The organism is Paeniglutamicibacter terrestris (assembly GCF_012271785.1).
GTDB lineage: Bacteria > Actinomycetota > Actinomycetes > Actinomycetales > Micrococcaceae > Paeniglutamicibacter > Paeniglutamicibacter terrestris.
Genome location: NZ_JAAWVT010000001.1, coordinates 768960 through 789693, shown reverse-complemented (window position 1 = coordinate 789693; position 20734 = coordinate 768960). Strand labels below are relative to the sequence as shown.

The 20734-nt window shown below is 60.1% G+C and carries 20 protein-coding genes; 10 read left to right on the top strand and 10 right to left on the bottom strand.

Going from position 1 to position 20734, the window contains the following annotated elements; all coding sequences use genetic code 11:
- Positions 1-115: 115 nt before the first annotated feature.
- Complete coding sequence (locus tag HED64_RS03595) at positions 116-496, bottom strand: VOC family protein (RefSeq protein WP_168150700.1); 381 nt, start codon at positions 494-496, stop codon at positions 116-118.
- A 148-nt stretch (positions 497-644) separates the two neighbouring features.
- Between HED64_RS03595 and HED64_RS03590 the strand changes: the two genes are divergently transcribed.
- The 7 genes from HED64_RS03590 (at position 645) to HED64_RS03560 (ending at position 8225) form a co-directional block, all read left to right on the top strand.
- Positions 645-1700 carry a LacI family DNA-binding transcriptional regulator gene (locus HED64_RS03590; RefSeq protein WP_168150699.1) on the top strand — a complete coding sequence of 352 codons (1056 nt, stop codon included), beginning with the start codon at positions 645-647 and terminating at the stop codon, positions 1698-1700.
- A complete protein-coding gene (locus HED64_RS03585) occupies positions 1697-3211 on the top strand; it encodes a sugar ABC transporter ATP-binding protein (RefSeq protein ID WP_168150698.1) in 1515 nt (504 codons plus the stop codon). Before HED64_RS03590 ends, HED64_RS03585 begins: the two co-directional genes overlap by 4 nt.
- Complete coding sequence (locus HED64_RS03580; protein WP_168150697.1) at positions 3211-4176, top strand: ABC transporter permease; 966 nt, start codon at positions 3211-3213, stop codon at positions 4174-4176. Before HED64_RS03585 ends, HED64_RS03580 begins: the two co-directional genes overlap by 1 nt.
- A gap of 61 nt (positions 4177-4237) precedes the next feature.
- Positions 4238-5173, top strand: a complete 936-nt coding sequence (locus tag HED64_RS03575; protein WP_168150696.1) for a substrate-binding domain-containing protein — start codon at positions 4238-4240, stop codon at positions 5171-5173.
- Between the two features lie 81 nt (positions 5174-5254).
- Positions 5255-6166, top strand: coding sequence for a ribokinase (locus HED64_RS03570; RefSeq protein ID WP_168150695.1), 912 nt, complete (start codon positions 5255-5257; stop codon positions 6164-6166).
- 38 nt (positions 6167-6204) lie between these two features.
- Positions 6205-6588 carry a D-ribose pyranase gene (rbsD, locus tag HED64_RS03565; RefSeq protein WP_168150694.1) on the top strand — a complete coding sequence of 128 codons (384 nt, stop codon included), beginning with the start codon at positions 6205-6207 and terminating at the stop codon, positions 6586-6588.
- Positions 6589-6782: 194 nt separating this feature from the next.
- Entirely contained in the window at positions 6783-8225 is a 1443-nt protein-coding gene (locus HED64_RS03560; protein ID WP_168150693.1) for an HNH endonuclease, read from the top strand.
- A 137-nt stretch (positions 8226-8362) separates the two neighbouring features.
- On the opposite strand, the gene HED64_RS03555 is transcribed toward HED64_RS03560, so the two are convergent.
- The 4 genes from HED64_RS03555 to HED64_RS03540 form a co-directional block, all read right to left on the bottom strand.
- On the bottom strand, positions 8363-9040 hold the full coding sequence (locus tag HED64_RS03555) for an FCD domain-containing protein (protein ID WP_168150692.1): 678 nt from the start codon (positions 9038-9040) through the stop codon (positions 8363-8365).
- Positions 9041-9200: 160 nt separating this feature from the next.
- Positions 9201-10820 (bottom strand): FAD-dependent oxidoreductase, encoded by a 1620-nt coding sequence (locus HED64_RS03550; protein WP_168150691.1) that lies wholly within the window; start codon positions 10818-10820, stop codon positions 9201-9203.
- Between the two features lie 28 nt (positions 10821-10848).
- On the bottom strand, positions 10849-11700 hold the full coding sequence (locus HED64_RS03545; RefSeq protein WP_168150690.1) for a fumarylacetoacetate hydrolase family protein: 852 nt from the start codon (positions 11698-11700) through the stop codon (positions 10849-10851).
- Positions 11701-11773: 73 nt separating this feature from the next.
- A complete protein-coding gene (locus tag HED64_RS03540) occupies positions 11774-12658 on the bottom strand; it encodes a VOC family protein (RefSeq protein ID WP_168150689.1) in 885 nt (294 codons plus the stop codon).
- Positions 12659-12873: 215 nt separating this feature from the next.
- Between HED64_RS03540 and HED64_RS03535 the strand changes: the two genes are divergently transcribed.
- Positions 12874-13314, top strand: a complete 441-nt coding sequence (locus tag HED64_RS03535; RefSeq protein ID WP_168150688.1) for a MarR family winged helix-turn-helix transcriptional regulator — start codon at positions 12874-12876, stop codon at positions 13312-13314.
- Positions 13307-14695 carry an MFS transporter gene (locus HED64_RS03530; RefSeq protein WP_342590641.1) on the top strand — a complete coding sequence of 463 codons (1389 nt, stop codon included), beginning with the start codon at positions 13307-13309 and terminating at the stop codon, positions 14693-14695. The genes HED64_RS03535 and HED64_RS03530 overlap by 8 nt, the downstream gene beginning before the upstream one ends.
- Positions 14696-14911: 216 nt before the next feature.
- Here HED64_RS03530 and HED64_RS03525 read toward each other — a convergent pair whose 3' ends face one another.
- The 3 genes from HED64_RS03525 to HED64_RS03515 form a co-directional block, all read right to left on the bottom strand.
- Positions 14912-15910: a VOC family protein gene (locus HED64_RS03525; RefSeq protein ID WP_168150686.1), complete on the bottom strand. Its 999-nt coding sequence runs from the start codon at positions 15908-15910 to the stop codon at positions 14912-14914.
- 202 nt (positions 15911-16112) lie between these two features.
- Entirely contained in the window at positions 16113-16379 is a 267-nt protein-coding gene (locus HED64_RS03520) for a hypothetical protein (RefSeq protein ID WP_168150685.1), read from the bottom strand.
- 500 nt (positions 16380-16879) lie between these two features.
- The gene (locus tag HED64_RS03515; RefSeq protein WP_168151120.1) at positions 16880-18109 is read right to left on the bottom strand and encodes an MFS transporter; all 1230 of its coding nucleotides are present in this window, start codon (positions 18107-18109) and stop codon (positions 16880-16882) included.
- A gap of 229 nt (positions 18110-18338) precedes the next feature.
- Between HED64_RS03515 and HED64_RS03510 the strand changes: the two genes are divergently transcribed.
- Positions 18339-18872 (top strand): VOC family protein, encoded by a 534-nt coding sequence (locus HED64_RS03510; RefSeq protein ID WP_168150684.1) that lies wholly within the window; start codon positions 18339-18341, stop codon positions 18870-18872.
- A 17-nt stretch (positions 18873-18889) separates the two neighbouring features.
- On the opposite strand, the gene HED64_RS03505 is transcribed toward HED64_RS03510, so the two are convergent.
- On the bottom strand, positions 18890-19774 hold the full coding sequence (locus tag HED64_RS03505; RefSeq protein ID WP_168150683.1) for an AraC family transcriptional regulator: 885 nt from the start codon (positions 19772-19774) through the stop codon (positions 18890-18892).
- A 50-nt stretch (positions 19775-19824) separates the two neighbouring features.
- A complete protein-coding gene (locus HED64_RS03500; protein ID WP_168150682.1) occupies positions 19825-20667 on the bottom strand; it encodes an alpha/beta fold hydrolase in 843 nt (280 codons plus the stop codon).
- Between the last annotated feature and the right edge of the window lie 67 nt (positions 20668-20734).

Genomic DNA, 20734 nt, shown 5'->3' with positions numbered 1-20734 from the left:
ACACAGATTACAAGCGCATTACCAAACCTGGATAATGTCTTCCGACCGAACGGTCGTGAATCTGTATTTCGGATGCGGAGCGCGGTGCCTTATATGGACTGTGGGCCGAGTGTGCCTAGTCCGGACGGACCACCGAGAGGCAGAAGGGGTGCCCTGCCGGGTCCAGCAACACGAGCCATTGCTCCGGGGAAGCCTGATGATCGGCCTTCGAGGCACCGAGAGCGAGGGCGGCGGCGCTCGCCGATTCCAGATCGTTAACGGCGATGTCCAGGTGGAGTTGCTGTCGCTGAGGTCCTTCGGGCCACGAAGGCGGCACAAAGCTAGCTACTCGCATCACCGTCAGCATCGGCCCCGCACCGGCCAACGCGATCACACCACGATCCGGGGTGGCAAAGACGTCTTGAAGCCCCAAAAGTTGCGAGTAAAACCTCGCCAATTCGTCGGTGTCTAGGCAGTCTATGGAGATGGACGCAAGGGTTCCCACTGGTTCGCTCATGGCTCTAACACTAGGGTGGCGCGCCGACACTCGGGCTGGAGGTTGGCAGTGAGGCGATCGTGCCTTTGACACCACGGCGTGATGGTGATTACTATGAAATCGATTCCATGGAATCGATTTCATAGATAAGCAAAGGGGCTTATTCGTTATGAATGCCGTCACCATCAAAGACGTCGCATTGGCCGCAGGGGTATCGCCTGCGACAGCCTCGCGCGTGCTCTCCGGAAACCCGGCAACCTCCCCAGCGGCACGCACCCGGGTTGAGGCAGCGGCAAGGGAACTTCACTTCCTGCCCAACGCCCAAGCTCGTTCCTTGCGCTCCACCAAGACCGACTCCATCGCACTGCTGATCTCCGACGTGCGAAACCCCTACTTCTCGGATCTCGCCCACGCCGTTGAACAACATGCGCGCGCTGCTGGCCTGATGACGTTTATGGGCAACGCGAATGAATCCACCGAACAGCAAGATGAATTTTTGGCCACGGTGCTCTCGCGCCGCGTTGACGGAATGATCGTTGTTCCGCAAGGTCTCAGCGAGCAAGACGGAAACGCCACCGAGATGCTGCGCCGGGTAGTGGACTCCGGCATTCCAATGGTCTTTGTTGACAGGACCCTGGCCGATATCCAGGTCCCACGCGTCATCGCACGCAGCCGCGAAGCACTTGAAGAGGCCATCGCTGAGCTAAAGTCCCACGGACATGAGCGCATCGCCTTCATCGGTGGACCCAAACATGCCTCCACCGCCATGGAACGCCATCAGGCCTTCGACGCGGCCATTGCCGCCAACGGTCTTGTCACGGCGCCTGAGCTGCACTTTGCCGGTGACTTCCGCTTCGCTTCCGGTGCGCAGGGTGCTCGCTGGTTCCTAGAGAACCCGCTGGCACCCACCGCCGTGATCATCGCCGATGCTCCCATGGCCATCGGAGCACTTTCCGTCTGGCGCGAACGTGGTTTGAACATCGGGACGGATTTCTCGGTGGTCTCCTTCGATGAGGTCGACGCGCTGCTGCTGCACAATCCACCCATCGCCACCATCTCCCATGACCTCGAATTGATGGGCCGCGCAGCGGTCCAGGCACTGCTCGCCGTCATGAAGAACGAGTCGGTTGCGCCAGTTGAACTCCTCAGTACCTTCACCCCCCGGCCCTCGGTGGGCCCCGCCCCGGACAAAGATGTCCACTCGGAAGGAATGCCACGCGCATGAGCAAGAACCCCTTACTGGTCCTGGAGAAGGTCTGTAAGTCCTTCGGTGCCATCCAGGTCATCAACGAGGTCACCGTCGAGGTACACGCCGGAAAGGTCTCGGTACTGCTGGGCGAAAACGGCGCCGGCAAGTCCACCCTGATCAAGATGATCGCCGGCGTACACCCGCCGGATTCCGGCCGCATCCTGCTGGACGGTGAAGAAGTGAAAATCACCGATACCAAGTCCTCCGAGGCACTGGGCATTGCCACCATCCACCAGGAACTCAACCTGGTGCCCTCCATGACCATTGCCGAGAACATCACCCTCGGCCGGGTCCCGCGCCGCTTCGGCATCATCAACCGTCGCGAAATGCGTGCCGTCGCTCGCGCGGCCCTTGACCGCTTGGATCTTGATCTCCACGTGGACACGTTGGTGGGGGAGCTGGGTCTGGCTCAGCAGCAGTTGGTGGAAATCGCCAAGGCCCTGTCCATGGATGCACGCGTGCTGATCCTCGATGAGCCGACGGCGGCGCTGACCAATTCCGAGATCAGCCAGCTCTTCGCGGTCATCAACCAGCTTAAGGCCAAGGGTGTTGGCATGGTCTTCATCAGCCACCACCTCGATGAAATCGCCGAAATCGGTGACTTCGTCAACGTGTTGCGTGATGGTCAGTTCATCGCCACGGTTCCGGCCGACACCCACGAGAACGAACTGGTTCGTTTGATGGTGGGCCGCGAAATCGACGAGCAATTCCCCCGCGCGCGCACCGACGTTGCGGACACTGTCCTGCTCTCGGTCAAGGATCTCTCGGTCGGCATGCTCAATAACATCAGCCTCGATGTCCGTCCCGGTGAGGTGGTGGCACTGGCCGGTCTGATGGGTGCCGGACGCACCGAGCTGATCCGAGCGATCGCCGGAGCCGACGCCTATACATCGGGATCGGTCACCGTTGCCGGTGCCCCACTGGCCGGGCACGACGTGGCCGCGGCAACCCGCGCCGGCATCGGCCACGTTCCCGAGGACCGCAAAACTCAGGGTCTGGTGCTCGACGCCTCGGTGGCCGAGAACATCGGATACGCCACCATGGCCTCGAGCTCCAAGCTCGGCCTGGTGGACCGCAAGGGCCAGCGCAAGCGTGCCGAGGATATCGCCGCACGCCTGCGCATCCGCATGGGTTCGATTGATCAGCCCATTCGTTCGCTCTCCGGAGGTAATCAGCAGAAGGCAGTGTTCGGGCGCTGGTTCACCGCCGGATCCAAGGTCTTGCTGCTTGATGAACCCACCCGTGGCGTGGACGTTGGCGCGAAGGTGGAAATCTACGAGCTGATCAATGAGATCACCTCCTCCGGAGGCTGCGTATTGATGGCCTCCAGTGAATTGCCCGAAGTGCTGGGCATGTCAGATCGCGTACTGGTCATGAGCCAGGGCCGCATCACCGGCGAGCTTCTCACCGCCGAAGCCACCCAGGACAAAATCATGGCCATGGCCGTGAGCAATGTGCACCGTGAAAACGAATCAGGAAACAACTAATGAGCAGCGTAGCCATCAAATCCAAGGGCTTTGACTTCAAGGCCTTCCTTGCCAACAACGGCGCTCTGGTGGGCCTGGTGATTCTCTGCCTGGCCCTGTTCATCGCCACCCCGCGATTCCTGACCGCAGCGAACCTCGTGAACGTTGGCATCCAGGTCTCCACCATCGCCGTGATGGCCTTTGGTCTGACTTTCGTTATTGTTGCGGCCGGCATCGACCTCTCGGTGGGTTCCGTCGCGGCACTCTCGGCCATGGTCTCCTCCTACTGGGTGTCCACCGCCGCATTGCCCGGCGGCCTAGCCATCGTGATCGGCCTTTTGGTGGGTGCCGCCTGCGGTTGGGTCACCGGCGCGATGAGTGCCTACGGTAAGTTGCCCACCTTCATTGCCTCGCTGGCGATGCTGACCATCGTGCGCGGACTGACCCTGGTCATCTCCGATGGGCGCCCGATTCCCACCGGTGATGCCGTCTCCTTCCTCGGCTCCGATGTGGGAGTCATTCCGGTGCCGATCATCGTGTTGGTGCTCTCGGCGATTGTTGCCGGTTTTGTCCTGAACTACACCGTCATCGGCAAAAATGCCTTCGCCGTGGGTGGCAATACCGAGGCGGCCCGTCTCTCCGGCATCCCGGTCAAGCGCGTACTGGTCACGGTGTTTGTCATCTCCGGCATCTTCTCGGCCCTTTCGGGCATGATCCTGGCCGGCCGCCTGGACTCGGCCCAGCCGACTCTGGCCTCCGGCTACGAGCTCGACGCCATTGCCGCGGTGGTCATCGGTGGGGCATCGCTCTCCGGTGGAGTCGGACGCATCTCCGGCACGCTGATTGGCGCACTGGTTCTTGCCGTCATCCGCAATGGCCTGAACCTGCTCTCGGTCTCGGCCTTCTGGCAGCAGGTTGTTATTGGCCTGGTCATCGCGATCGCCGTGGGCTTTGATGTCTTCCGCCGCAAGAACGTCAAGCACTAATAGTTTTCGTTTCATCCCCCTCGCTTCACCCCCCCATCACGTTCAAAGGAGAACACCTCAGATGAAGAACATCGTTCGCAAAACCGCAGCACTTTCCGTGGGCCTGGCCCTGGTGTTGACCGCCACCGCCTGCAACCGTGGCGAGGCCTCGGCCGACGGTGGCAAGGTCACCATGGCCATCTCTACCCTGAATAACCCGTTCTTCGTTGATCTGCGTGACGGAGCTCAGGAAGAAGCCACCAAGGCCGGCCTCGAGCTGACCATCGTGGATGCACAAAATGACTCCGCCACCCAAGCCAACCAGCTGGCCACCGCCGCCACCGATGGTTCGGTGGGCGTCATCATCAACGCCGTCGATTCCGACGCGGCCGTCGCGGCATTGGCTCCGGTGACCGGTGCGGACCTGCCGATTGTCTCGGTTGACCGCTCCGTGGGCGATGTTAAGGTTGCCTCGTTTGTTGCTAGTGACAATGTTGCAGGTGGCGAGCAGGCAGCCACCGCGCTGGCAGAAAAGCTGGGCGGCAAGGGCAAGATCATCGTCCTTGAGGGCGTCCCCGGCGCATCCTCGACCAACGAACGCGGCGAGGGTTTCACCAAGGGTCTGGCAGCCTTCCCGGACATCGAGGTCATCTCCTCGCAGCCGGCCAACTACGACCGTGCCAAGGCACTTGACGTTTCCACCAACCTGCTCCAGGGCAACCCGGATGTCGCTGGCGTGTTGGCCATGAACGACGAAATGGCACTTGGCGCGATCCAGGCTCTGGGCGACAAGGCCGGCAAGTCGGTCTCGGTGGTCGGCTTTGATGGCACCGCCGATGGCTTCACCGCCGTCACCAAGGGCACCCTGTTGGCCACCATCGCGCAGAACCCCGCCGAGCTGGGCCGCCAGAGCGTGCAGATCATCTCCAAGTCGCTGGCCGGCAAGGACGTTGAGGCCACCGTCTCCGTCGCAGTGAACACCGTGACCTCCAAGAACGTCGGCGAATTCACCAAGTAATACCCCGGTGCGGAGTCCTTGATAGCCAGGGGCTCCGCACCATCGCTTGAAAATACGCACCATCACCCAAAGGACAGAGACATGGCAACGACGACGCAAGTAACCATCGTGGGATCTTCCAATGTGGACATCACCGCCATGATGCGCCGACTGCCTTCCCCGGGTGAGACGGTCCTTGCCGATTCGTACCGGCTAACTCCCGGCGGTAAGGGGGCCAACCAGGCTCTCGCGGCCGCTCTTGCCGGTGCGACCACCGAATTCATTGGCGCGGTGGGCAACGATTCGCATGCCGAGATTGCCTTAGGTCAGCTCGCCGAGGCTGGCGTTGTTTTGGATCGCGTGAAGCATATTGATGGCGCCACCGGTGTGGCCATCATCAGTGTTGACGCACAAGCGGAGAACAGCATTGCGGTGATTTCCGGTGCCAACTCCGCCATGGATGAGGTTGCGGTTCGTGCCGCCGGCGCCCTAGCGGGTGTGTTGGTGCTGCAGGGAGAAATTCCAGCCTCGGGCATCCGCGCAGCCATCGATGCTGCCACCGGGCCCATCGTCTTGAATCTGGCCCCGGTGATCGAGCTGGATCGTGACTACCTCTGCCGGGCCAACCCACTGGTGGTGAACGAGCATGAGGCGGCGTTGATTCTGGCTCAGCTTGAGGGCACCGCCGAACTGAGTACCGATCCGGAAGCCGTCATCGCGCAGCGTTTGTGCGACCAAGGGCTCGAATCGGTGGTCATCACCATGGGTGGCGACGGCGCGCTGGTGGCGCAGCGTGGTGAAGATTCCGCCAGCATCACCACCGTGGCGGCCAGCAAGGTCACCGCCGTCGATACCACCGGTGCCGGCGACGCCTTCACCGGCGCCTTGGCCGCGCGACTGGCTATCGGTGAAACGCTGATCGACGCCGCAGGATTCGCTTCTCGCTTTGCAGCACTGAGCGTGCAGGGACATGGGGCTCAGGCTTCGTACCCCCGCTCGCTCGAAAACCTCTAGACCTTAGACCCATAGATTCCGAAAGCCCAGGACCTCCCGTGCTCAAAACAGACATCCTTAACGCTCCGCTACTCAGCGCCTTGGCCACCCTGGGTCATACCGACACCGTAGTCATCGCCGATTGTGGTCTGCCGATTCCGGCCGGACCCATCCTGATTGACCTTGCCTTGGTGCGCGGTACTCCCAGCTTCACCGACATCCTCGAAGTCCTGAGTCGGAACCTCGTCATCGAGTCCAGCACGCTGGCCAGCGAAGCTCGCGGTACCGGAGTTCTGGAGATCTGCGTGGAGCAGGGACTGAACGCCAGCTTCATTTCCCACGAACAGCTCAAGGCCCACCTGCCGAAAGCCAAAGTTGTCGTCCGCACCGGTGAAGTGACCCCCTACGCCAACGTGATCCTGCACTGTGGAGTCGATTTCTAACTCCATCGTGAGCCGGCCATGTCCACTTCTTCCTGTTGAATCAGGTGCGAAGCGGACATGGCCTTTTGTTTTCACAGTTAGATCCGCAGTGGGGGCACTTCCCCAAACTGGCTTGTTATCACACTGTCGAATCTTTTTCCTAGCATTGTCAGGTGGAAGTCCAAAGTGTCGTTGGGGTTTTCTATAATAGAGGTATGGCAACGACGTCATCACCTCAGACTCCCGGCACCCTCTGTGCGGTGCCCGGTGAGGATGCCTCCAGCACTGCGTTAATACAGCGTGGGGTAGAGATCGGTGCGCTCGTGGCTGAGTATCTTGCCACGGCAGGGGCTGCCGCTCTGCGAGTCTTGGCCACAGTAGTTAATGAGACTCCAATAGAGGGGACGGCCTTTGATCAGGTCGAGGCGTTGGGTGCCTTCGAGTATTTGAAGTCTGCGGCCAGTGCCCGTCAAGCGGATCTTGCGTGCGCTCATGAGGATGCTGTCATCGCTTCGCGCAAGTCGGCGGGGGTTCGGGAGAAGAATCCTTCCTGGGGTATTGGCGCTGAGGTGGCGTTGGTGTTGCGGCAGCCGCGTTGCTCGGGGGTGGAGTTTTTGCATCTCTCACGGGTTATTTCTCGAGATTTACCGCTCACGCGGGCTGCGGTGGGTGATGACACGATCACCTTCCATCAGGCCGAGATTGTGGCCCGTGGGGTGCGGCATTTGAAGAAGGAAAACCAGCTTCTCATTGAGGAGCTGTTGCTTACCGACTGTCCACGGTGTTTTAGCGGTGGGGATGCCTTATTGCGTGAGTCGATTCATCAGTGGGCGCTGCTGTTAGAACCTGAGCTGGAAGAAGATTCGGAGCAGAAGGCTCTGGCGGGTCGTTATCTTCATGTGTATCGCTTTGATGCGTATCGGATGCGTATCGACGGTTTGGTGCCGGTGGAGTACGGGGCGGCGATACTGCAGGTTTTGGCTAGGGAAGAAGGACGAGGACAAGCGGCTGGGGATGAACGTAATCGGGGGCAACTAGCCGCGGACTATTTCTTGACGTCGATGACGGGTTTCAAGGATCACGAGAATATGCGGGTGCGGTTGAATCTGGTGATGACGGAGGGAACGTTCTTCACTGGGGGAGGGGAGCCGGCATTGATTCCTGGTTATGGATATATCAGTGCGGATCGCTCACGCAAGCTCTTACTGGGAACGTGGCAGCATCCGGAGGATATTGAGGTCGTTCGGCTCTATACGGCACCGGGTACGGGGGATTTGGTGGCCATGGATTCTAAGGCCCGGGTGATTAGCGGGAAACTGAAGTGGTTTGTGATGTTACGGGATCAGCATTGTCGAACCCCGGGGTGTAATGGTTTGATTCGGGAGATTGATCATGTGGTGCAGGCAGCTCGGGGTGGGCTGAGTTCGGTGGAGAATCTTGATGGTCGATGTCGTAGTTGTAATGCGACGAAGGAGTCTCCGGGGTGGGTTGAGGAAACGATTCCGGGTGTGCGGCATGGGCTGCGGGTGACGACGAGTAGTGGGCAGATGTATGAGTCGGTGGCACCGCGGTTGCCTGGGTTGGTGGAGCAGCTTTTGTGGCGACTGACTGCTGATCGAGCAGCGAGTCCAGTGGCGAAAGACCGCGACAAAGCATGAGCCACAGCCCACCCGATATCCTTGCACCTTCTGTGCAGAGACTGGACTGCGAGGATAATCAAATAGTTGTTGCTCGGTTCCAGAATGTACTGATGGGACCGGGCAACAACCATTTGTATCGGGCGATATGAGGAAAGCTAGACGCTGGTGGTGGCAGCGTCGACAAGTCCAGCTTCAATGACCACTTTGACCGTTGCCTCATAATGTTCACGAAGTAGCTGAGCCAGGTCGTCGGCATTTCGATTCAGCGCGGCTTCAAGCAAAAGTTCGTGCTCACGTTCAACATTGCGACCACCGGCTGCGCTGGAGGGTGCCGCCCAACGACGGTACAGCTCAGTGGAATCTGCCAAGTTTGACGACAATCTGACCATAGGGGCGCAATCGCACGCCTCAAGGAGCTTGAGGTGGAATTCGCGGTGCGCCTTGGACCACTCATCATTGACGTGGTCCGGGTCCTCGGGTCGGCGTCGGGCGGTCTGCGCCAGTGTGTGATGGGCAGCAATGAGGTCTGCTTCCCAGGCTAGAGTCCCGCGTTCTATCGACAAGCGGGCAGCCAAAGCCTCGGTGACGCAACGCAATTCGGTAATATCGGCCAGCTCGCGCAAGTCGAGCTCCGTGACGAAGAAGCCGCGATTGGGCCGAATCATTACTAAGCCTTCGCCCGCCAATCGAGTCAGCGATTCACGGATCACGGTAGTGCTGGTCTCGAACCGAGTGGCCAAAGTGATCGGCTGTAGGCGTTCGCCGGGGGACCACTCGCCTCGAAGGATGGTCCTGCGGATGCCCTCAATCGAGAGGGTTGATGCTTTTGCCACGATTCCAACCTCGTATTCGATGTGGTGGTTTGAGCCCGAAAATATTATCCGCAACCACTCTCAATAAACGAGAATAGTACGAATCTTCAAAGCCTGCGCTTCATTGGTCACTGGAGCTGGGCCGCATGTCATTGAATAAGCGAGTGTTCGACGGCGGGGTTTACTGCTCGCTGCGAACTGGTGCCCGGGTGAGCAGTGGAACCTTCGCACCCATCGATGCCAGCATTGCTGCCCGCTCTGCAATAGGGGCGATGCCTCCAACGTAACGGTCGGGACGAACCAGTAGGACCATGCCCACCGCGGTCGCGAATACTCCCTCAATATCGGTTGTTGTGGTGCGTTTTCCCTCAAGGTCCTCAAACACCAAACGGTTGCCGCTGGTGACTTCCAGCAGCGTCCAGTTCTTACTGAGCAGTTCGTCCAAAGCCCGAGCGCCGGTTTTGGTTTGTATCACTGGTTGTGGCAGTGAGCGGCCTACTAAATTCGCAGCCGCGGCAGGAACTGCGGAGGGAATCGGGGCCACGGTCCCGGTGGTGTAGTGGGGTTGCTTGAGGAATCGCATCTGGGTGAGCCAAGCGTTTAGCGGCGGTAGCGCCCGCGTGGCTAAGACGATGGCATCACGGACGCGAGTGATCACCGGGTTGGTATTCATTACGACCCATCCGATGCGCTTGGACAGCTTGACCATGTCTTCGGCGTGGGGCCGGCGCTCGGCGGCATAGTCGTCAATCAGGGCGTCAGTTCCCTCGCCAGCGATGTGTGCGTCAACGCGCCATGCGGCGGCTGCGGCATCACGGATACCCGCGTTCAAGCCTTGTCCGGCAAAGGGCGGCATGAGGTGTGCTGCATCGCCGGCGAGTAATACCCGACCCACACGATACTTTTCGGCGATGCGCTGGTGGGCGGTGTAAACGGTCGCCCGGCGCACGGTAACGGTGGAAATATCTTGGTACGGCGACACGAGCTTGGTGATCGACGCGGCGGAGATCATCTCCTGCTCATCTTCACCCTCAAAGAGCATGAATTCATAGCGGCGTCGTCCCTTAACACCCGGCACTACCACGGTGGGGCGGGTGCCATTGCAATGGAAGGAGGCAAAAGGTTCGGGGGTACCTGGCACATCGAGCAGATCCACCACGATCCACTTTTCCACCTGAGTCGATCCGCTGAGCCCGATGCCCAATTCGCGCCGGGTGAAGCTGCGCCCACCATCACACGCGATGACCCAGGCCGCATTGATAGTCAGCTCGGTTCGCTGGGCATCAGCGGCGGGAGTGTGGTCACTCTTGGTGTTCCCGGCAATGACGCCAGAAACACCGCGACTACGATCCCCGCGACGCACCGCGTTGACGATGACGCCGGTTTTGTGCTGGACGATTGAGGTCGCCTCGGTATTAAAGTGCAGCTCAATGTTTTCACGTTGTGCTGCGGCTTCGAAAAGCAATCCCTCCATGACCGGCTGGTCGAACTGGGACTTTCCGGGATGCCCCAATCGGGGACTGCCCGGTCGGACCTCGGCGATGATTTTACCGCCGCGTCCGTAGTATCGAGCCCCGGTGCCCATGAGCATTTCGGGAGCAAGAGCGTCAAGGATTCCGATCTGGTGCATCACGCGCAGCGTTTCATCGGTGGCACTGATGGCGCGCGGCTCATCGCCGGATCCCCAGTGCTTCTCGATCAACGCAACGCGCAATCCTTGGTCAGCGAGCAGGTTCGCCGTGCTCAGACCGGTCGGACCGGCCCCGATGACCAATACATCGGCATCAATGTGCTCCGCCATGCTCTTGCTCCCTTGCCCCGGAGGGTCCTTAGTTGATTTCGTTTGCGACAGTGTTGCGCAGGATGCCCAGACCGGTGATCTCAACCTCAACAACATCGCCGGCATTCAACAGGCCACCCTCGCCCCAGAAGAGACCAACGCCGCCCGGAGTACCGGTGACAATGACGTCTCCCGGGTTCAACTTGGTGAAGCCGGTGACATAGGCCATGAGCTGCGGGATGGTGAAGACCAAATCCGAGACCGAGGCCTTCTGGCGGGTCTCGCCGTTAACTCGGGTTTCGAGGGTGAGTTCGTTGACGTCGCCCAGATCTGCTGCGGGAACCAAGTACGGGCCGAATCCACCGGTGGAGGGGAAGTTCTTACCTGGGATCCATTGGCTGGCGGCCTTCTGCCAGTCGCGCACGGAGAAATCGTTGTAGGCGCCGTAGCCGGCGATGTAGTCCCAGGAATCTTCCTCAGTGACGTGCCAGGCGTCCTTGCCGATGACCAGCGCCATTTCACCCTCGTAGTCGAATTTGGTGGTGGAAGCCGGCTTCACGGCATCGGCCAAGTGGCCCATCTGGGAATCGGCGAAGCGGGTGAAAACGGTGGGGGCGGTCTGCCCGGTCTTGCCCGATTCTTCCTGGTGCGCGCGGTAGTTCACACCGATGCAGATGATCTTGCCCGGGTTGTGCAGCGAAGGAAGGAAGGTGAGTTCGGCTTCGGCGTAGGTCGGCGCACCGGTGAGATCAAGGTCGGTGCCGAAGATCCCCTTTTCGATGGACTCACGGATGGTGGCTGCGAGGTTCAGACCGCTGGGTCCAAGATCGTGGGCGACTTCGTCGATGACAACGCCCCAGGTCTCGGAGCCATTGGGAGCAAGGAAGGATGCATACTGCATGATGAGGTAGGGCCTTTCGAATCTGCGATGGTGGGGGAAATGCTATTCAGGGGAATCAAGTTCCCCGCGGGTTTTAGTGGAACGTCTTGAGTTCGGTGACCGAGCGGATGCCGAAGGTACGGAAATCATCGGTGCGGCGGTTGGACCACATGTTCCACCAGTTCTCGTCCTCCGCCCAGATCACCGGTTCGCGCTCGTCGTCATAGATCTGCTCGAGGTCGGTGTAGAGCTCAACCACCGCACCGGAGGTTTCGACGTAGTAGGCGGCGATGTTGTGGCCGGCCCCGTGACGGACCGGGCCCCAAATCAATTCGCGGCCCGCGCGCCCCAGACGGTCGCCCAACTTGGCCAGATCGGCAATGGACTGGACCTGCCAAGCGTGGTGGTGAAAGGTGCCGCCACCGGCGATGAGCGCGATGCCGTGATGATCGGGGTTGCAGCGCATGAAGTAGGCGTAGTCGTCGCCGATGACATCCGAGAGTCGGAAGTCAAAGATTCGGCGCAGGAACTCCATCATGGAACGCGGGTCCCGTGGGTGGAAGTTGATATGCCCGTAGCGGTCTGGGCCAAAGCCCTGCAGCCCCGGATCGCTTTTCTGCATTCCGGTGTAGATCTCGAAGATCCACCCTTCCGGACCGATGAAGCTGAAACCGTCTTGCACGCCGGCGCTGACGGCGGTGTGTGAAACGAACTTGAAGTTCTCACTTTCGACGCGGCGGCGGATTTCCCGCAGAGCGTCGCCGTTCTGCGCGATCAGGCCGATGGACTGAATGCCGTTGACCTCCGACTCGACGTACACCAGTTCGTGGTGCACCGAGTTGGCCGCCAGATAGACCTCGTTCGCCGTACGTTCGGTGACTCGCAGCCCCAGAAGCTGTGTGGCATCGAAGATCGAGCCTTCGACGTCATTGGTCTGGATGGACACATGGCCCATCTCTCTAATCAAACCCCAGGCCATGGCCCATCCTCTCGCGATGAATACTTGAAAATACATTATCACGACAAAATATGATTATCCATACTTTTTGTGATCCAGCCTACGCTTGAGCTTTTCCGCCAGGTGGGCCCTCGCGGGCAATCGCGGCTCGAACGGAAGGCTCGAATGGTGCTAAGTCGGGAGTTGAAGTGAAATATGCTCAAGTAACTTGATCAAGTTGGTTGTAGACTTTTTTCATGACTAGTGAAATATCGCCGGACCCGCAGTCGGTGCATGAGTTTGTTGAGGTCTTGTACCCGTTGCTCGCAGCGATCCGCTCAGAACGCACCATTTCTCCGGGCAAAATTGGGATTCTGCATCACCTCTCGGTGCACGGGCGCGCGACCACGTCGGAATTGGCGACTGCCCTCCGCGTGAGCCCTCAGGGAATTTCACTCGGTGCCAAGGAACTTGAGGGATTGGGATTCATCGAACGTGTTCCGGATTCTAACGATCGGCGTAAAACGTGGCTGGTCCTGCGTCCGGCGGGCAAGGAAAAACTGGCCTCCGAGGTGATGGCCGGGGAAAAGCGAATCGCCAGAGCCATTTCCGAACGCCTGACGGATACGGAGCGGACGATTCTCCAGGCAGCTTTGCCGGTCCTGCGGAAAATTGGGACGGATGAACCGCGTGGCTGAAACTCGCTCAGCGATGGTTCCGGCATTGATCTACGCGGCTCTATCCACGGCGATCGTCTCATCGTTGGGCATGCTGCTGGTGCCCTCGATTTCCTTAGAGATGGGAGTTCCGGTCAGTACCGCGCAATGGATGCTGACTCTGAACCTCCTAGCGGGCGCGATCGCCACCCCGGTCATGGGCAGGCTCAGCGATGGCCCGCACAAGAAGAAACTTCTCTTGGTTTCACTCACGATCATCTTGGCCGGTTCCATCATTGCCGCGGTGGCCCCGAACTTCACCATCTTTCTGATCGGACGGGCGCTCCAGGGTCTGAGCTACGGCATTGTGGCGGTGACGATCTCGCTGGCGCGCCGCTACGTGGCCGAACATCAAGTTCAGGGCTCGATCTCAAGCCTCTCGGTCACCGTCGCTACAGGTATTGGCATCGGCTACCCGCTCACCGGCATCATCGCCGGCATGACCGGGTTCCGGTTCGCCTTCTGGTTCGCCGCACTATTTGTCCTCACCGCCATCATCGTTGTCATCCGCGTGATCCCTGACGGGCCCGATGAGCATGCACTCAAGACTCCCTTTGACTCGAAGGGAGCGACACTTCTGGGTCTGGGACTCGGTACGCTGCTCCTGGGAATCAGTGAAGGCCCGCACTGGGGTTGGTCCTCGCTGTCCACCATCAGCGTCCTGATACTGGCGGCCGCTCTGCTGCTGGTCTGGATTCGTGTCGAATTGCGCAGTGAGCATCCGTTGATCAATCTTCGGGTGTTCCGCAACGGGGACGTGCTACTGGCCAACCTCACCGCCATTGGCTTGGGAGCAGCGATGTACATCGGCCTCTCGGTAGCCAGCCTGGTAGCCCAGTCACCGGCAACAACCGGATACGGGTTATCTCTTCCGGTGTTCTGGGCGGGCTTTGTGATGTTCCCACTCTCGGTGGGCAGCTTCACCGCCAACCGCCTAGTGCGTCGGCTGGGCCGCCGCATCTCACTGGCAACGCTGCTGCCCGTCGGTGCCGCCTTCATGGCCAGCGCTGGAACATTGTTGTGGCTAGCGCACACCCAGCTATGGGAAATCCTACTGGGGATGTTGGTCTTTGGGCTGGGCATGGGCGCTGCCTACGCCGCTATGCCCGCACTCATTGCGCGCTCGGTAGCGACACAAGAACTCGGCAGCTCGGTGAGCTTCAACCAGGTGCTGCGCACCATTGGTAGCTCCTTCGGTACGGCCATTTCCGGAGCCGTCATCGCGGCCCATACCGGTAGTGACCACCACGCCACCGGTACCGGCATCAATCTGAGTTTTGAGATCGGTGCCGTGCTCTGCCTTGTGGTTTTTGTTTCCTTGCTGGTGAATGCAGGTGTGAAGCGCTCGCATCGGGCAAGTTAGGTCTATCTGCGGAGGTTCCTCCGGGAACTGAAGTGGTCGGGTTAAAGGTTTGAGCACCGGCTGGAAGATTCGGGGGAAAAATCTTGGTTCCAGCCGGTGCTCGCATCACTCGCACCTACATGAGGTAATAAAGACACTACGGGCGGTGCCTATGGATTTGATGTGTCTGGCCATCGCGTTCCATGTGAGGTGTGGAATTTGGCCACAAGTGACGGGTTAGGCTGTGACGCGCACCCTGATTTGGGTGCCCCACGGGTCGCTTGTCACCAGTGTCCCGGTGCTACTCGTGAATGGAGCGTTGATGGCGGATAGTCGCGCGGCGAGCGACTCCAACTCGGTCTCGCTTGATAGCAAAATGGTGACAGTTCGAAGCCCGAGGGTCTCGGGTCGTTGTCCAGCTCCGGAGGAGGACCAGGTGTTGACGGCAAGATGGTGGTGGTAGCCATTGGCCGCCAGGAAGATCGCTCCCTGTGAGCGGGCGCTCACCGCGAATCCCAGCCCGTCTTCGTAGAACCGCTCGGCCTCGGTCAAATCGCCACCGCGCAGGTGGACATGTCCCATCGATACTCCTGAAGCCTGAGTGGCCGGGGCGCGGTTGCCCAGGTGCTCGGCGATGAAGGCATTCGGGTCTAGGGCTGCCGATCCCATCGTGACAAGTCCATCGTTCCATTCCCAGGTGTTCTCGGGGGTGTCAACGTACAGTTCAACGCCGTTCCCGTCTGGGTCGGCAAAATAGAAGGCCTTGCTCACCTTGTGGTCGCTGGATCCTTGGAACGAGGCGGGTGTCAGGGTCGCGGTGCGCAGCACTGCGGCTGCCAGCTCTTCCTCTTGGTCAAACAGGAACGCTGAATGGTAAAGGCCGGCCTGGGTGTAGTCATCCGGGGCGGCGTCGGGGGAGTCGGCGGCAATTAGGCGAAAGAGCTCGGTGTTCTCGATGCCCAGGACGACATCGTCTTCGTCGCTGCTGATGATGCTCAGGCCAACACCTTCGGTGTAAAAGCGCTGGAGTCCGTCGAGATCCGATGTCACCAATTCGACGGGGCCCATGCGTAATCCTGGACCCAGCGCACTGGTTGCGGGACCGCTGCCCGTGGCCGTAGTGGTGGGGTTTGTTCCGCAGGCCGCGAGGATAAAGGCGAAGGCGGCAAGCATCGCAGCGAACACCCATGGTGTGCGTCGAGTTCGGTGGGGGCCGCGCGCTAAGACTTTGACCATGGTGGGATTCCCGTCGTGGTTGAGATCAGAAAACTTTACTCTTCAACTAAATTCTACCTGATCTGTTTCTCATGAGGGTTGTTCGCTGACTGAGGTGTCCGCCATGGTGCGTCCGGAAGGGCGTTGTGGTGGGCATGGGAAGCTCGCCAATGCAGTGGTGAGTTTCCCGGCGGTGCGGACCGAGTGAGGCAATGGCCGGGGGTTATTGGCCCGCTGCCGTAGATGACTTGATGCGTTTGGTGCGGGACCGCAGCAGGAGCAAAAGCGCGATAACCGAAAGAACTACGATGAACGCCGCGTATCCGTAGACCATATTCTGCAGACCAATCGTGGGTATCAGTAGCCCTGCCACCAGGGTGGGTCCACCAAACGCCACGTAGCTGACGAGGTAGACCGAGGAGAGAGTGCCGCCGCGCTGGGTTGCGGGAATAACTTTGCATCGAAAAGTGGCTCTTAAATGTTTGAGCACCGGCCGGAAGATTCGGGGGAGGAATCTGGTTTCCAGCCGGTGCTCGCATCACTCGCACCTTCATGAGGTAGTAACTACTCTAGGGTCAGAGCCTATGGATTTGATGTGCTCAACCATGGGGTTCGGTGAGAAGCCTGTTGATACCTCGGATCGCCGGTGGATCTATGTTTTGTTGGGGTGTCAGTTCAGACAACTTCGCACTAATCGAACGTTTCATAGGCCGTCAATAAGAGTGCGGAAGGACGGCCTCCACGGTGTCCTCGCCAATTCATGGATGAGATCCAGAGCGTTGCTGCCGCGGAACGCAAACGTTGTTAAAAGCGTGAGCACCGGTCGGTTCAAAATCATGGGAAAGATTTTGAACCGACCGGTGCACTCATCACTCGCACCTTCAAGAGGTAATAACGACTCTAAGTGCCATTGCTGTGCAGACCATATGCGCAACCATCAAGTTTCATGTGTTGGTGTGCAGGATAACAAGCGGCCCGGGGAATCAGTGACTACCGGTGCGAAAAGCTCACCGAGTTCTGCCGGCTAAGCAAGACCGTGGCCATGACGATGCCGACTGCTGCGAAAGTGCAGGTCATCCACCAAGTGGCTGACCATCCGCCAGTGGCCGTGGCCAGCCAAGCGACGATCATAGGACCGGTGAAGTTTCCGATGTTGAAGATCTGTTGCATCAAACCCATGGCAGCGGGAGCCGAGCCACCCTCCGGGGCCAGATCCACTGCCATGCGTGTCATTGTTGCGGGGATCATGGCCCCAATCAGCGAGAAAAGCCCAACGCAGAGCAGCTGCCACCCCAACCCGCCGGGAACCGAGGTCCATTCCACAGCGAAGGTCAGTGTACTGAAGAGTGCCATCAGGCCGAAGGAGGTGTAAAGCAAGGTGCGGGCCGGGGCGCCGCGCTGCAACAGCATGCCGGTGAGGATCGCACCGACCCCGTTGAGCCCTCCGACCACCGCCGAGAGCACACCGGCGTGTGCACCGTTGAGCCCACGTTCGGCATAGATCGTGGGTAAGAATCCCACCACGGCCATCCATTGGATGGTGTAGGAACCAAAGACCACACCGGCGATCCACACCTTGGAGGATCGGGCGGTGACGAAGATCCGCCCCGCAGCGGATCGGCTCCCGCCGGGTGCTGCCGGTAAATCCTTAGGTACAAGCGACAAGATCAGCGGCACGGGTGCCAGCGTGACGGCGGCCATGACCCACCACCACATCTGCCAGGTGCCGATCTGCAAGAAATAGGCGCTGGCGATCAATCCCACGAAGGTGGCTGTTCCCTGATAGGCGCTCCAACAGCCCACTGCCAAGTTCACCCGACGAAACGGCGTATGGCGCCGAATTAGTCCGGGGCTCACGACCGTGGCCGCAATAAACCCGACGCCCTCGATGGCTCTCGAAGCCAAGAGAGTGTTCGCTCCCGTCGAGAGGGCTCCCAATGCCGACCCTAGGCTGAGCAGGGCCAGACCCAGGATCAGGGCGCGACGCTCACCGATGACTTCGGCCAACATCGAGACTGCCAGTCCGCCGACCATTCCCGCCACCTGCACAATGCCCAGCAGCACACCTGCGGACACCAACGACAATCCAAGGTTCTCTTGGATCAGTGGGAGTGCGGCGGGCAGCTTCCAGATATGCAGGGCCGCGGTGATGCCCGCAATGACGAGAACAATCCATACCCCGTCGCCGCCGGTAGTGCTTCTGAGTTTTGGCTGGATCATGGTCACGTCAGTCGGTCCTTCGTTGGGCAGATGATCGGATTCTTCCATGTCAGACTCGCGAACACGAAGATATGTCGAAGTGAGGGGGAAAGAGTAGGCCCGCTGCCATCAGTCACGGCACGGTGGGAGATTGCTCAAGCGGTTGTCGGGTTCCTTCAAGACCACGTCCATGCGAGAAGTATTCAATGGAAAAGCAATCAACGATCCAGACCGATGAAGGATGTTTAGCATGTCCACGGAACCAAAAACCCAGGGCGCGACCGGAGAGCACACGAACCAAGGTGTGCCGCACGGATACACCGCGCTGACGCCGTTCATTGTCGTTGACCCGGCCCAGGCGGCGATCGAGTTCTATCGAGCAGTGTTCGGTGCCAAAGTGCTCTCGGTGATGCCCGGCGCCCCGCGAGAGGATGGCAGCGGAACCGTCGCACATGCCGAACTCGATTTTGGCAATGGCATTCTGCAGCTATCGGACCCCCAAGCCTCCTACGGGTTAGTGGCGGCCGATGCGCAACACACCAACAATTCCATTGCGGTCTACGTTCACGACGTGGATGCGGTCTTTTCCCTGGCGCTTGAACACGGGGCCACCGCGGTGGAACAACCGGCCAACTTTGTCTCCGGGGACCGCTTTGCCACCTTCGCCGATGCCTTTGGGCGGCGCTGGAACGTCATGACACGCGTGGAGGATCTTTCCCGGGAGGAATCCGAGCGCCGGGTCACCGCTTGGCTGGCGAGCTTCAGCGCGGCCGAAACCCCCTAGGGGCGGTGACCCAAATGTCAGTCGCTGGTGGGTCCGGCCTGAACCTGGCGTACATATTCGCCGGGGCTCATCCCGGTGACACCAGCGAAATCCCGCGTGAAATGCGCCTGATCCGCATAGCCGAGCGCGTGGGCCAGGCGTGACAGATTCGGGCCCACGCCCTGGCCCATTAGCACCGCAGCTTCCTGGAGACGATGGCGCTGTAACAGCCATTTTGGGGTGATACCCATGCGGGTTCGCACCAACCTCTGCAAGCTGCGCTCGCCGATTCTCCACCGCTCACAGAGCTGCGTTACGCGCTGGAGCCCCGGCGTGGACTCGATATCCGCACAAATTCGGTTCATCAGGAGCCCTTCTTCATCCGCCCCGTCGGGGAGTCGAAGGGACAGCCAGTGCTCAAAGATCTGGATCGCCGTCAGTTGTCCTTGCTCCGCGGTCGCCCCCGCATTCAGGGCAGCGTGGATGGATTCGGCATCTCCCAGCCCACAGTCGAGGGCAGGGACCGAACCGTCCACCAACTCCGCGATAGGCACCGGGCTGAGCAGAAACGCGGTACCGGGTCTGAAGAGCACTCCAAAAGCGCGTCCCGAACCAGTGAGCCGCTTGAGCGACAACTGCGTGACCGGCCCATAGAGCGTCCCGACACCGTCTTCGATCCCAAGGTTGCAGCCGGGAAAGGTGAGGATCCGCTGTTCGTGACTGGCCCCTGCCGGAATATGCCACGTGGGCAGCCAATAGTGCACCACGAGATCACGCAGTGTCACCGACGGCTCGCGTCGAATCACCTGCGCGGTTCCTTCGCCGGTCGGCATCAGTGGGCCGCGTGGAGTATCCATGGAAAACAGTATGACCTTATTGCTGGTCCGGCTGGGGTGACCGAACGCCATGGGCAGGCGAATCATCCCGGGATTCGTGGTCCAGTTCAAACCCCGGGACCATCGTTGATGCTGCCTTACTTGGTCACGAAGGCCAGCAAGGCAGCGTTCACTTCCTCGGCGTGAGTCCACAGCAGGCCGTGTGGCGCGCCTTCCACTTCAACGTAGTCGGCCTCGGGGACCGCCTGGTGGAAACGTCGGGCCGTGGCGTCGATGGGCAGGATGTTATCCGCCGTCCCATGCAGGATCAAAACGGGTTTTCCGCTGGCCCGAACCGCCTCAACGTCGCCACGGAAGTCCTCAATCCAGGCCGGAACCACCGCGTAGGCTGCCACCGGCGCACTGGAGACGGCGGTGTTCCAATTGGCGGTGACCGCTTCCTGGCTGATGCGCTCTCCGAGGGTGTCGCTGAGGTTGTAGAAGTTGCTAAAGAAGTTGGTGAACCAGGCGAAGCGATCATCCTTGGCGTGGGTGATGATGTCATCGAAGACCTGTTGGGGGACGCCGTCGGGGTTATCGTCGCGCGCGACCAGGAATGGTTCGAGCGAGGCGAGGAAGGCCAGCTTGGCCACGCGCTGATGGCCAAAGGTCGAAACGTAACGCGCCAGTTCTCCGGTACCCATGGAGAAACCCGCGAGGATGACATCTCTCAGGTCGAGGGTCTCGAGCACGGTGTTCAGATCGGCGGCAAAGGTGTTGTAGTCATACCCGGTGCCCACCTTGCTGGAGGCTCCGAATCCCCGGCGGTCGTAGGTGATGACGCGGTAACCGGCCTCGAGCAGCACGCGGGTCTGGCGTTCCCAACTGTGGCCATCAAGCGGGTAGCCATGGATCAGGACGACCGGTTGGCCGGACCCCTGGTCTTCGTAGTAAAGATCGATCGACGTGGAGTTCTCGGTTCCAACGGTGATGTAGCCCATGGTGCGTTGCCCCTTCGGTCAGGCGGTGAGACTGGTTGTTCTCACCCTGTGTTCCTTAGCCTAGGCA